Origin of the sequence: Saccharopolyspora montiporae (assembly GCF_015209505.1) — a bacterium.
GTDB lineage: Bacteria > Actinomycetota > Actinomycetes > Mycobacteriales > Pseudonocardiaceae > Saccharopolyspora > Saccharopolyspora montiporae.
This window is the reverse complement of the sequence record NZ_JADEYC010000040.1, coordinates 1-12,306: the sequence shown is the minus strand read 5'-3', so window position 1 is coordinate 12,306 and position 12,306 is coordinate 1. Positions and strand designations below refer to the sequence as shown.

The 12,306-nt window shown below is 70.0% G+C and carries 11 protein-coding genes; 9 read left to right on the top strand and 2 right to left on the bottom strand.

The window, feature by feature from the left end:
- On the top strand, nt 1–496 hold a 496-nt coding region (locus IQ251_RS18035), incomplete at its 5' end, for an adenosylhomocysteinase (RefSeq protein WP_193929941.1).
- Nucleotides 497–544: 48 nt separating this feature from the next.
- On the opposite strand, the gene IQ251_RS18030 is transcribed toward IQ251_RS18035, so the two are convergent.
- Nucleotides 545–1,015, bottom strand: coding sequence for an OsmC family protein (locus IQ251_RS18030; protein WP_193929939.1), 471 nt, complete (start codon nt 1,013–1,015; stop codon nt 545–547).
- A 169-nt stretch (nt 1,016–1,184) separates the two neighbouring features.
- Here IQ251_RS18030 and IQ251_RS18025 point away from each other — a divergent pair, with 169 nt between their 5' ends.
- The 7 genes from IQ251_RS18025 (at nt 1,185) to secA (ending at nt 11,274) form a co-directional block, all read left to right on the top strand.
- Nucleotides 1,185–1,829, top strand: coding sequence for a dTMP kinase (locus IQ251_RS18025; RefSeq protein ID WP_193929938.1), 645 nt, complete (start codon nt 1,185–1,187; stop codon nt 1,827–1,829).
- A gap of 137 nt (nt 1,830–1,966) precedes the next feature.
- A complete protein-coding gene (gene mtrA, locus IQ251_RS18020; RefSeq protein WP_228047479.1) occupies nt 1,967–2,644 on the top strand; it encodes an MtrAB system response regulator MtrA in 678 nt (225 codons plus the stop codon).
- 94 nt (nt 2,645–2,738) lie between these two features.
- A complete protein-coding gene (gene mtrB / locus IQ251_RS18015) occupies nt 2,739–4,508 on the top strand; it encodes an MtrAB system histidine kinase MtrB (RefSeq protein WP_370591486.1) in 1,770 nt (589 codons plus the stop codon).
- Nucleotides 4,505–6,223: an LpqB family beta-propeller domain-containing protein gene (locus tag IQ251_RS18010; protein ID WP_193929934.1), complete on the top strand. Its 1,719-nt coding sequence runs from the start codon at nt 4,505–4,507 to the stop codon at nt 6,221–6,223. Before mtrB ends, IQ251_RS18010 begins: the two co-directional genes overlap by 4 nt.
- A 60-nt stretch (nt 6,224–6,283) precedes the next feature.
- The gene (locus IQ251_RS18005) at nt 6,284–6,958 is read left to right on the top strand and encodes a ComF family protein (protein WP_193929932.1); all 675 of its coding nucleotides are present in this window, start codon (nt 6,284–6,286) and stop codon (nt 6,956–6,958) included.
- A 459-nt stretch (nt 6,959–7,417) separates the two neighbouring features.
- The gene (gene hpf / locus IQ251_RS18000) at nt 7,418–8,215 is read left to right on the top strand and encodes a ribosome hibernation-promoting factor, HPF/YfiA family (protein ID WP_193929930.1); all 798 of its coding nucleotides are present in this window, start codon (nt 7,418–7,420) and stop codon (nt 8,213–8,215) included.
- A 176-nt stretch (nt 8,216–8,391) separates the two neighbouring features.
- On the top strand, nt 8,392–11,274 hold the full coding sequence (gene secA / locus IQ251_RS17995; protein ID WP_193929928.1) for a preprotein translocase subunit SecA: 2,883 nt from the start codon (nt 8,392–8,394) through the stop codon (nt 11,272–11,274).
- On the opposite strand, the gene IQ251_RS17990 is transcribed toward secA, so the two are convergent.
- Entirely contained in the window at nt 11,275–11,634 is a 360-nt protein-coding gene (locus IQ251_RS17990; RefSeq protein ID WP_193929919.1) for an Rv3235 family protein, read from the bottom strand.
- 129 nt (nt 11,635–11,763) lie between these two features.
- Between IQ251_RS17990 and IQ251_RS17985 the strand changes: the two genes are divergently transcribed.
- On the top strand, nt 11,764–12,228 hold the full coding sequence (locus IQ251_RS17985) for an HAD-IA family hydrolase (protein ID WP_193929917.1): 465 nt from the start codon (nt 11,764–11,766) through the stop codon (nt 12,226–12,228).
- The last annotated feature ends 78 nt before the right edge of the window (nt 12,229–12,306 follow it).

The following is a 12,306-nucleotide window of genomic DNA, read 5'->3' as shown; positions in this document are numbered from 1 at the left end:
CGATGTGCTGATCACCGCCACCGGCAACAAGGACATCGTCACGCTCGACCACATGCGGCGGATGAAGCACCAAGCGGTGCTGGGCAACGTCGGCCACTTCGACAACGAGATCGACATGGCCGCGCTGCAGCGCGCCGAGGACGTCCAGGTGGTGCGCATCAAACCGCAGGTGGACGAATGGACCTTCCCGGACGGCACGTCGCTGATCGTGCTGGCCGAAGGGCGGTTGCTGAACCTGGGCAACGCGACCGGGCATCCGAGCTTCGTGATGTCCACCTCGTTCGCCAACCAGACCATCGCCCAGATCGAGCTGTTCACCAAGTACGCGGAGTACGACCGCGAGGTTTACCGGCTGCCGAAGGTGCTCGACGAGAAGGTCGCCCGGATCCATGTGCGGGCTTTGGGCGGGGAGCTGACCAGGTTGACCAAGGATCAGGCCGAATACATCGACGTCGACGTGGAAGGACCGTTCAAACCGGAACACTACCGCTACTGAGGCGCAGGCACCTCCGGCTCAACCTCCTGCGCGCTCAACCCACGGGGCTCAGCCCCCAGTGCTGATCGTGGGCTGGTGTCGCACCGGGAAGTTCACCGAGTTGGCGATGAAGCACTTCCGGTTCGCCTGCTCGTGCAACCGCTCGGCCGCGGAGACCATCCCGGCTTCGGCCACCTGGACTTCCGGGTGCAGCACGACTTCGGTGAACGCGCCGCCACCGTCCGGTCGCTCGGTCATCGTTCCGGTCGCGGCGTCGCGATAAGCGGTGACCACCACTCCGGAGGACGCGCACAGGCCGAGGTACCAGAGCATGTGGCACTGGGACAGCGACGCCAGGAGCAACTCCTCCGGATTGACCAGTTCCGCATCGCCCAGGAAAGCGGGATCCGCCGAAGCGGTCAGGCGGGTTCCGCCGTCGAACTCCACGGCGTGCTCGCGGCTGTAGGCGCGGTAGGCGGTCGTGCCTCCTCGCGCGGCACCGGTCCAACTCACCTGCACCGCGTAGTCGTGTGTGCGCATGGCGTGTTTCTACCAGTGGTGCGTCGTGCGAATCCAGGTAGCACGGGGGCAGTTCCGACAGCCGGACTGCGTTGGGGGTCTCCCGGAGCCCGGCGTTGGGAGGGCGCGTCCGGTTCGGGGTTGCGGCCTGCGCGGAGGACGATCCGCGCCGCCGGATACGGTTTGCCGGGTGGGCCGACTCATCGTCATCGAAGGACTCGACGGAGCGGGCAAGCGCACGCTCGCCGACGGGATCGAAGCGCAGCTGGCGAACCGCGGATGCGCGGTCAGTCGCGCCGCGTTCCCGCGCTATGCCGATGATGTGCACGCCGAGCTGGTGGCCGAGGCGCTGCGCGGGGGACACGGTGACCTCGGGCGGTCGGTGTATGGCATGGCCGTGCTCTACGCGCTGGACCGCCGTGATGCCGCCGCGGACCTGCGCACGCAGCTGGCGGCCAACGACGTGGTCCTGCTGGACCGGTACGTGGCGTCCAACGCGGCCTACGGTGCGGCGCGGGAACACGAGGACGCCGCGGGCCGGTTCGTCGAGTGGGTCCGCGAGTTGGAGGTGGACCGGTTCGCCGCACCGCGGCCGCAGCTGCAGATCCTGCTGCGCGTGCCGACCCGGGTAGCGGCCGAACGAGCCGCGCACCGGGAACGCACCGAGACCGGGCGCGAGCGGGACAGCTTCGAATCGGACGACGCGCTCCAGCAGCGGTGCGGCCGGGTCTACGCCGAACTGGCCGATCGGAACTGGTGGTCACCGTGGGTTGTGCTGGACGGGACCGAGGATGTGGACTTCGCATCGCTGGTCGACGGTGAAATCCTGAGGTGAGCAGACGGTCCGGCGCGCGGGAGCTCCTCCGTTCGGTGGTACCGCCGTGCAGCTCCTGCGATCACGCGCCGCGACCTGCGCAGACGATCACCGGGTGGATGTAGGGCAGTAAGGTGACAAGTGCAACCATGTCAGGCATGAAGGCGCGCGTGCTCGTGGTGGACGATGACCCGGCCCTGGCCGAAATGCTGACCATCGTCCTTCGCGGTGAGGGGTTCGAGACCGCTGTGGTCAGCGACGGCACCAAGGCGATGCCCGCGCTGCGCGAGCTCAAACCGGACCTGGTGCTGCTGGACCTGATGCTGCCGGGCATGAACGGCATCGACGTCTGCAAGGCCATCCGCACCGAATCGGTCGTGCCGATCGTGATGCTGACGGCAAAGAGCGACACGGTCGACGTGGTGCTCGGTCTGGAATCCGGTGCCGACGACTACGTGGTCAAGCCGTTCAAGCCGAAGGAACTCGTCGCGCGGCTGCGGGCGCGCCTGCGGCGCACCGATGCCGAACCCGCCGAGGTCCTGGCGATCGGCGACATCACGATCGACGTTCCCGGGCACGAGGTCTCCCGCGCAGGCGAACCGATTTCGCTGACACCGCTGGAATTCGACCTGCTGGTGGCCTTGGCCCGCAAGCCGCGCCAGGTCTTCACCCGCGAAGTGCTGCTGGAGCAGGTCTGGGGATACCGGCATGCGGCGGACACCCGGCTGGTCAACGTGCACGTGCAGCGACTGCGGTCGAAGGTCGAGCGCGACCCGGAGCGCCCCGAGGTCGTGCTGACGGTCCGCGGGGTCGGGTACAAGGCCGGCCCGCCGTGACGCCCCCGGAATCCGCACCGAGATCCGGACCCGCACCGCAGTCGGGACCGGCACAGCAGTCGGGACCGGCACCGAACGCCGGGGGCCCGCTGACGTGAGCGGGTGGGCACCGGACGGCCGCGCGGTGCGCAGGCTGCCGGGCAGGGTCCGCGACCAGGTCCGCAGCAAGTGGCACCAGTTCGAGGCGCTGTGGCGGCGGTCCATGCAGCTGCGCGTCGTGGTCAGCACCCTCGCGCTTTCGCTGACCGTGGTGTTCGTGCTGGGCATGGTGCTGCAATGGCAGTTCACCTCGCAGCTGATGGAGGCCAAGGAGCGCGCCGCCATCGCGCAGGCCAAGTACAGCTTGCCGATCCTGGAACGCGAGCTGACTGCGGTCGATCCGAATTCGGACAGCGTCTCCGAACAGCTCGCCGCCGCGTTGAACCGGCTGACCACCTCGGCGTCCGGCCGGTCCACGTCCGAAGCGGTCGGCGCGTTCACCCCGGTGCTCGTCGACGGGCACGGACCCGGTGAGCGCAGGCTGCAGCCCTCCGCCGGACCGATCGATGACGTCCCGCAGGACCTGCGCCGCTACGTGGAGCGGGGTCAGCTGGCCACTCAGGTCACCACCCTGCCCAAGGACCACGAACCGGTGACCATGCTCACCGTCGGCACCCCGGTCGGCAGCTCGACCCGCCCGCTGCAGGTCTACCTGCTGTTCCCGCTGACCGCCGAGCAGGAGACGCTGGCGGTGGTGCAGAGCACGCTGCTGGTCAGCGGGGCGGTCCTGCTCGTCCTGCTGGGTGCGATCACGAACCTGGTCACCCGCCAGGTCGTGCGCCCGGTGCGCCAGGCCGCGCAGATCGCCGAGGAGCTGTCCGAGGGCGATCTGGACAAGCGCATGCGGGTCATCGGTGAGGACGACGTGGCGCGGTTGGCCGAGTCGTTCAACCAGATGGCCGACAACCTGCGTCAGCAGATCACGCAGCTGGAAGAGTTCGGCCAGCTGCAGCGCAGGTTCACCTCGGACGTCTCGCACGAGCTGCGCACCCCGCTGACGACGGTCCGGATGGCCGCCGACGTGCTGCACGCTTCCCGCGACGAATTCCCGCCGGGCCTGTCCCGCTCCACCGAGCTGCTGGTCGACGAGTTGGACAGGTTCGAACTGCTGCTGGCCGATCTGCTGGAGATCTCGCGGCTGGACGCCGGGGTGGCCGAGCTGGCTTCCGAACCGCTGGACCTGGCCGAGGTGGTGCAGCGCGCGGTCGAATCGGTGCGGGCGATCGCCCGGGCCGGCGGCGTGGAGCTGCGGGTCATCCTGCCGATCGCCGACGAGGCGGCGGACCAGTCCGTGGATCTCGCCATCGTGGCCGACGCGCGCCGGTTGGAGCGGATCGTGCGCAACCTGGTGGCCAACGCGATCGATCACGCCGAGGGCGGACCGGTGGAGATCCGGGTGGACGCCAACGACCAGGCGGTGGCCGTGTCGGTGCGCGATTACGGCGTCGGTCTGCGCTCCGGGGAGGCGGAGCTGGTGTTCACCCGGTTCTGGCGCGCCGACCCCTCGCGCAACCGCCGCACCGGCGGCACCGGGCTCGGCCTTTCCATCAGTCACGAGGACGCCCGGCTGCACGGTGGGGCACTGGACGCCTGGGGTGAGCCGGGCGAGGGCGCGTGCTTCCGACTGACCCTGCCCCGCCGCGCGGGCGGGTCGTTCGAGACGAGTCCGCTGGCCATGCCGGGCATGCGGCGGATCGCGGCACCGGAGGCGCTGCTGGCCGCGAGCGTGGAGACCCCGCAGGACGGTGAAGCCGGCGATGACGCGGACGGCCGTGACCTCGGACCGGCGCGGTTGTCCGAACCCGGACGGGAGGAGAGCGGATGAGCGGGCGCGTCGTCCGGGGGCTGGCCCTGCTCGTCGTGGTGTTGCTGGCGTCCGGGTGCGCGGCCATCCCGGAGAGTTCGGACCCGAAAGCCGTGGAGTGGGTCGACGAGGGCAACACGACGACGCCGATCAACCCGCCGCCGAGCGGCACCGACCCGCTGGCGCTGGTGCGCAGCTTCGTGGATTCCACGGCCGCTCCGGCCAGCAACCACAAGGCGGCGCGGCTGCACCTGTCCACCGGGATGGAGCGCAATTGGCAGCCCGAGCCGGGCATGCTGGTGGTCGACAACGTGGACACCATTCCCGCCCCGCAGCAGCGGGACACCCCGCGCGGTGTGCAGCTGGTCAGCTTGCAGGCGGACAAGGTGGGCAGGTTGCTGCCCGATCAGTCCTTCCAGCCCGAGACCGGGGAATACCGCGCGCAGTTGCGGGTAGAGCAGCGGCCGGACGGGGAGTGGCGGATCACCGAACCACCGCCCGGACTCGTGGTCAGCGAGAATTCCTTCTCCGCCACCTACCGCCAGGTCCCGGTGTACTTCCTGGACCACGACTCCGGCGGTGTCGTGCCGGACTTGCGCTACGTCGTCTCGCAGCCGGTGAGCACCCTCCCCGGCCGGGTCATCGACCTGCTGACCAGTGGTCCGTCCGAGCGCTACCGCGGTGCGGTCAACACCGCGATCCCGGAAGGTGTGCATCCCAAGACGAACACCAGCGAAGCCACCGACGGTGCGTTGGAGGTCAACCTCAGCGAGCTCGGCGAGGTGACGCCGCAGACCCGCAAGCTCGTCGCCGCGCAGGTGGTCTACTCGCTGCAGAGCGTCAGCAGCGCCCGGGTGCGGCTGAAGGAGGAAGGGATGCCGCTGCTGCCGGACGCGCAGGACCTGCGGCCGACGGACGTCGCCGAGTTCGAGGGCACCGACGGTGCGCATCCGGACGCCCCGGCGCTGGCCGTGGTGGACGAGCGGCTGGTGTACCTGGACCGCCGGGCGAATCCGGTTCCGGGACCCGCCGGCTCCGGCGAGTACGACGTGCTGCGCGCGGGGCTGGCTCCGGGCGGCGATCACCTCTCGGCGGTCACCCGGGTACCGGACGGGGTGGAGCTGCGCGTCGGCGGCTTCGGCTCGACCCTGTCCCCGCTGGGCTTGCGCGGCAACAACATGAGCAAGCCGAGCTGGCGCGGTGATTCCGAGGTCTGGACCGCGGTGGACGGCCGGGACGTGGTGCGGGTGCGCTCGGACGGGGAGAGCTGGAGCGCCGACCGGGTGGACGTGCGCGCGCTGACCGGAGGTGAACCGATCGCGGACCTGCGCGTTTCCCCGGACGGGACGCGGGTGGCCGCCGTGGTGGGCGGCAAGGTCGCGGTATCCGGGATCGACGACTCGGACGGCCGCGCGGTGCTGCGCGAGCCGAACGTGCTCAGCGGTCCGAACGACACCTCGGTCACCGGCGTGGAGTGGCGGGGCAGTGATTCGCTGGTGGTGCTCACCGACAGCAACGCGGCCCCGGTCTTCGACGTCTCCGCCGACGGCTACCAGTGGACCCCGTACACCTCGGCGAACCTGGGCCAGCCGCTGAGCGTGGTGACCGTGGACCCCGGTCGCCGGGTGATCGTGGCCGACCGCAGCGGGCTGTGGGAAGCGCGGGACACCAACGATGTGTGGGGTCTGTTGCAGGTGCCGATCGGTGGCGGGTCGATCCCGTTCTTCCCGGGCTGAGCCGCGGGCCGCACGACGCGCGCGGGTGAGTCGGATCACCGGTTCCGGCAGCCTGTGCGGGTGCAGCTCTTTCGTGACATCGGATCCGGACTGGTGGACCTGCTGTTCCCGCTGCAGTGCGCCGGGTGCGGGCGGGCGGGAACGGACTGGTGCTCCGGCTGCGCCGGGTCGCTGGGCGGGTTCCGCCGCGTGCACCGCGAGGTGCTGGTGGTCCCCGCGTTCGCGGTGGGCCGCTACCGCGGCAGCGCCCGGGACGGCCTGCTCGCGTTCAAGGAGGCCGGTCAGCGCGGGTTGGCAGTACCGTTCGGCAGGCGACTGGCCACCGGCCTGCGGGCGGTGGCTACCGAGCTGGGCGCCGGTGATCGACTCTGTCTGATCCCGGCACCCTCGCGCCGCCGGGCCGCCCGCCGCCGCGGGGGACCGCACGTGACCGCGCTGGCTCGGCGCGCGGCCGCCGAGTTGTCCGCGGAGGGCTGGTCGGTGCGGGTAGCCGACTGCCTGTATACGGCCTCGTCGGCCGCCGATTCGGTGGGGATGGCGGCTGCCGACCGGATGCGCAACCTCGTCGGGCGGGTGCGGGTGCGGCCGCGCGCCGTACCGGCCGGGCCGCACGTGGCGGTTCTGGTGGACGACGTGATCACGACCGGGGCGACGGCGGCTGCCGCGGTGGACGCGCTCGCCGCGCACGGGGTCCGGGTCCGTGCGGTGCTGGCGCTGACGGCGACGGCCGGCTGACCCGCGGGTCGATGCGTTCCCGCTTCCGGGTGGTGTCCGCCCAACCCGTTCGGACGCAGGGAACTCGTGTCGCCGCCCACCCGTTGTCCGGGTGTGAGCAGGTCGAACCCGCCGCAGAGCCGCGCTCGCGCAGCGCTACCGCCAGAGCGGTCCGTCCGGGTGACGAGGTCCGCCCTGCCCGGACGGCGAGCGCCGTCCGTGGCCACCGGCGGCCTGCTTCCAGGGGTGGCACCAATCACGCTCGGTGGCCGCTTGACGTCGCCCGACTCGGGGGCTGTCAAGGGCCGCAGCTGCGAGCTAACGTGCCACACACCAGCCAACCCCGGGCGGAACGAGGAGGCCGCCTCCCCAGTGTCCTCGGCGCCGGAGTGAGCTGGGACACGAGCACAACCGCATGATCACGACGGCGCCACCGTGCACAACCTCTCCCAGTCAGTCCGCAAGGAACGGAGGTCGTGAATGGACATCGTCATCAAGGGTCGCAACGTCGAGGTGCCCGACCACTACCGCGAGCACGTGACCGAGAAGCTGACCCGCCTGGAGCGGTACAACAAGAAGGCCATCCGCGCCGACGTGGAGTTGCTGCACGAGCGCAACCCGCGACAGGCGAAGAACTGCCAGCGAGTGGAGATCACCCTGGTGGGCAAGGGAGAACCGATCCGCGCGGAGGCCAGCGCCGGCGACTTCTACGCCGCCCTCGACGGTGCGGCGAGCAAGCTGGAGAACCGGCTGCGCCGCATGCACGATCGCCGAAAGGTCCACTACGGCCAGCGCAACCCCGAATCCGTGGCCGAGGCGACCGCTGGCCTGGCCGACCGGCCGGTGGCACCCGCGGGCAACGCCGAGCAGCGCGCCGGTCGGACGGCGCTGCTGGAGGCCCCCGCGGAGCCGGCAACCGGCGGCGGACCGGGAGGTGACGGTTCCGGTGGGCCCGCTCCGTCCGGCGGCTCCCCGGAAGGCGGTGGGCCGACCGCGGGCGCCGGACCTGCGGTGCAGGATGAGGTACCGGAAACCATGCAGCGCAGTGGCACCGTGCCGGAACAGCGCGCGGCGGAGAACGGCTACGAACCGGGCCGCATCGTCCGCGAGAAGGACCACCCCGGGATGCCGATGACCGTCGACCAGGCGCTTTCCGAGATGGAGCTGGTCGGGCACGACTTCTACCTGTTCGCCGATGCCGACAGCGGCCGTCCCAGCGTGGTCTACCGGCGCCGCGGCTTCGACTACGGGGTGATCAGGTTGGCCGGGTCTCACTAGGGCGAGTCTGTGCCAACTGCGACTGCCCGGGCTGTCCCCCGCGTACCGTGGTTCGCGGGGGACAGCTCTGTGCGAGGCTGCAGCCCCGGACGAAGCGGTTCGCTCACCAGCTCTAATACGATAGCCAGAAAGCGTCCGTGACGGGCGCGCCACGATCAGCTAGCGAGGTCGACCGGATGGTCCTGTCCCGACTGCTTCGCGCCGGCGAGGGCAAGATGCTCAAGCGCCTGCGTGCGATCGCAGCGCACATCAACGAGCTCGAAGACGATGTCGTCGCGCTGTCCGACGCCGAGCTGCGGGCCAAGACCGACGAGTTCAAGCGCCGTTTCGCCGACGGGGAGACGACCGACGACCTGCTGCCCGAGGCGTTCGCGGTGGCCCGCGAGGGGGCGCAGCGGACCCTCGGCCAGCGGCACTTCGACGTGCAGGTCATGGGCGGTGCTGCCCTGCACCTCGGGCAAATCGCCGAGATGAAGACGGGTGAGGGCAAGACGCTCACCTGCGTGCTGCCCGCCTACCTGAACGCCATCACCGGCGAGGGCGTGCACGTCATCACGGTCAACGACTACCTGGCGCGACGGGACGCCGAGTGGATGGGCCGCGTGCACCGCTTCCTCGGTCTGGAAGTCGCCCCGCTGCTGGCCGACATGCCGCCGGAGCAGCGCCGCCAGGCATACGCCGCGGACATCACCTACGGCACGAACAACGAGTTCGGCTTCGACTACCTGCGCGACAACATGGCCTGGAGCCTGGGCGACTGCGTGCAGCGCGGGCACAACTTCGCCGTCGTCGACGAGGTCGACTCGATCCTCATCGACGAGGCCCGCACCCCGCTGATCATCTCCGGCCCCGCCGACCAGTCCTCGCGCTGGTACAACGAGTTCGCCCGCCTGGCACCGATGCTCACCCGCGACGTCCACTACGAGGTGGACGAGCGCAAGCGCACCGTGGGTGTCAGCGAGGAAGGCGTGTCCATCGTCGAGGACCAGCTCGGCATCGAGAATCTCTACGAGGCCGCGAACACCCCGCTGGTCGGGTTCCTGAACAACGCGCTGAAGGCCAAGGAGCTCTACAAGAACGACAAGGACTACATCGTCCGCGACGGCGAAGTCCACATCGTCGATGAGTTCACCGGCCGCATCCTCGCCGGGCGCCGCTACAACGAGGGCATGCACCAGGCGATCGAGGCCAAGGAAGGCGTCGAGATCAAGGCCGAGAACCAGACGCTGGCCACGATCACGCTGCAGAACTACTTCCGGCTCTACGACAAGCTCGCCGGTATGACCGGTACCGCGGAGACCGAAGCCGCGGAGTTCCAGGGGACCTACAAGCTCGGTGTGGTGTCCATCCCCACCAACGAGCCGATGGCCCGCGTCGACGAGCCCGACCTGATCTACAAGACGGAGGCCGCGAAGTTCGAGGCGGTCGCCGAGGACATCCAGGAACGGCACGGCAAGGGCCAGCCCGTCCTGGTCGGCACCACCAGCGTCGAGCGCTCCGAATACCTGTCGAAGCTGCTGACCAAGCGCAGCGTGCCGCACAGCGTGCTGAACGCGAAGAACCACCAGAAGGAAGCCGCGATCATCGCCGAAGCGGGCCGGCGCGGATCGGTCACGGTCGCCACGAACATGGCCGGCCGCGGTACCGACGTCGTGCTCGGTGGCAACGTCGACCACCTCGCCGACGCCGAACTACGCCGCAGGGGCCTGGACCCGGTGGAGAACCGGGAGCAGTACGAGTCCGAGTGGCCGGGCGTGGTCGACAAGATCAAGGCCCAGGTCAAGGCCGAGGCGGAGGAAGTGACCGGAGCCGGCGGGCTCTACGTCCTCGGCACCGAGCGGCACGAGTCGCGACGCATCGACAACCAGCTGCGCGGCCGGTCCGGCCGGCAGGGCGACCCGGGTGAGTCCCGCTTCTACCTCTCGCTGGGCGACGAGCTGATGCGCCGGTTCAACGCCGCGATGGTGGAGACGGTGATGACCCGGCTGAAGGTGCCGGACGAGGTGCCGATCGAGCACAAGATGGTCACCCGCGCCATCCGCAACGCGCAGACCCAGGTTGAGCAGCAGAACACCGAGATCCGCAAGAACGTCCTCAAGTACGACGAGGTGATGAACCAGCAGCGTTCGGTCATCTACACCGAGCGCAGGAGGGTCCTCGAAGGCGAGGACCTCCGCGAGCAGCTGATGCACATGCTCACCGACGTGGTCACCGCCTACGTCAACGCGGAGACCTCCGCCGGGTACGCCGAGGATTGGGACTTCGAGAAGCTCTGGTCGGCGCTGAAGACGCTGTACCCGGTCGCGGTCGACGTCGAGCAGTTGGAGGACGACGAAGAGGACCTGTCCAAGGAGCGCCTGCTGGAGCTCATCGTCGCCGATGCCCGCGCCGCTTACGACCGGCGCGAGGCCGAGGTCGACGGCAAGGTCGGTCCGGGTGCGATGCGGGAGCTGGAGCGCCGGGTGGTGCTCAGCGTGCTGGACCGCAAGTGGCGCGAACACCTCTACGAGATGGACTACCTCAAGGAGGGCATCGGCCTGCGCGCCATGGCGCAGCGCGACCCGCTCGTCGAGTACCGGCGCGAGGGCTTCGACATGTTCCACGCGATGCTCGACGCCCTCAAGGAGGAGTCGGTCAGCTTCCTGTTCAACGTGCAGGTCGAAGCCGCCGACCAGCAGCAGCAACCCGCGCAGCAACAGCAGCCTTCGGTTCCGGTTTCGGTCAGCTCCGGTGGAGCCGGTGGTGCGGATGGGCAGCAGTCCCCGTCCGCACCGACGGGCACGACCGCCCAGCCGCGTGCCAAGCGGGCGAAGCCCACGCAGACTGGTCCGGCGCTGAGCCAACTCGGCGGTTCCGGCGGTACGCAGGCACCGACCGCGCTGGGCGGCGGCGAAGGCATGGGGCCGCAGCAGCAGCGCCTCAGCTACTCGGGCCCGAGCGAGACCGGCGATGTGCAGACCAGCGGCGGTCCGGACGAGGACCCCGAGGCGCGTGGAGCCTCCCGCCGCGAGCGCCGGGCGGCCGCCCGTGCCGAGGCCAAGAAGAACAAGAAGCGCTGATCACAGCACGGACAGCAGGGTGCACAGCCATCGGCTGTCCGTGCGTTCGAGGCGTAGTACCAGGGCCCGGGCCCGGTTCGGGGTTCCGATGACCGCGCAGGCCTCCACCGTTCGCTCGGTGGCCAGGCATGCGTGCACGGAGCTCAACCGGTAGCCCGGGCTTCTGGCCGTCTTGGGCCCGGAACGGGTCAGCAGGCCGAGCACCTGCGGCGTCACCCGGTCGCGGAGCTGCGCGGGTGATCTGCGGCCGCACAGCACATCCAGCAGCTGGTGGGTGAAGCGCAGCGCCAGTTGATTGCTGGTCTGCTCGGTGGGGCCGGTTTCGGCATTGCGCACTGTCGTGTTCGCCGGGATGGTCATGGCGGCCTCCGGAGGCGGATGGTGGTCGGTGGATCGGCGCGATCCGGGTCTGCTGTGTAGAGGCGCTGCGGCCGTGAATCCGTACAGGTCGTGGCCGAACAACACCGGATCGGGTGAGGGGAACGCGGGATGGCGTTGCGGGGCTTGCTGCTGGACTGGGGCGGTGTGCTGGACGATCCCGGTGATCCACCGGGAAACGGGGCCGAGGACGCGGGTTTCCCGGGTGCTGCGCAGCCGGGCGCTGGCCCGCTGATCGAGGTGGCGCGGAGGGTGCGCGGATTCGGGGTGCGGACCGGTCTGGTGTCCAATTCGGTGCCGTGGGACGGCCCGAACGCGTTCGACGCCTTCGACGCCCTGGTGTTCTCCGGCGACCCTGCGGTCGGTGCGGGCAAGCCGGATCCCGCCGTGTACCTGATCGCGGCGCGGCGAATCGGCGTCGAGCCCGACCGGTGCGCGTTCGTGGACGACCAGCGGGACAACGTGCTCGGCGCCGTCCGGGCGGGAATGGTCGGGGTGCACCACCGCGAGGTCACGGCGACCGCCGCGGAGATCGCCGTGCTTTTCGAGCTCGATATGCGTGATGACCTGCGCTGACGCACTAAAGTGGGGGGTGGTGTTCAGCGGCCTTTTACCGCCGTGTAGATTATTTCTTGTCAGCGCGGAACGGACCGG

Excerpts from the sequence above, each read along its gene's own strand:
- IQ251_RS17985 (WP_193929917.1), top strand. The coding sequence starts at position 11,764 with ATGGCGTTGCGGGGCTTGCTGCTGGACTGGGGCGGTGTGCTGGACGAT.
- hpf (WP_193929930.1), top strand. The coding sequence starts at position 7,418 with ATGGACATCGTCATCAAGGGTCGCAACGTCGAGGTGCCCGACCACTAC.
- IQ251_RS18010 (WP_193929934.1), top strand. The coding sequence starts at position 4,505 with ATGAGCGGGCGCGTCGTCCGGGGGCTGGCCCTGCTCGTCGTGGTGTTG.
- IQ251_RS17990 (WP_193929919.1), bottom strand. The coding sequence starts at position 11,634 with ATGACCATCCCGGCGAACACGACAGTGCGCAATGCCGAAACCGGCCCC.
- secA (WP_193929928.1), top strand. The coding sequence starts at position 8,392 with ATGGTCCTGTCCCGACTGCTTCGCGCCGGCGAGGGCAAGATGCTCAAG.
- mtrA (WP_228047479.1), top strand. The coding sequence starts at position 1,967 with ATGAAGGCGCGCGTGCTCGTGGTGGACGATGACCCGGCCCTGGCCGAA.
- IQ251_RS18030 (WP_193929939.1), bottom strand. The coding sequence starts at position 1,015 with ATGCGCACACACGACTACGCGGTGCAGGTGAGTTGGACCGGTGCCGCG.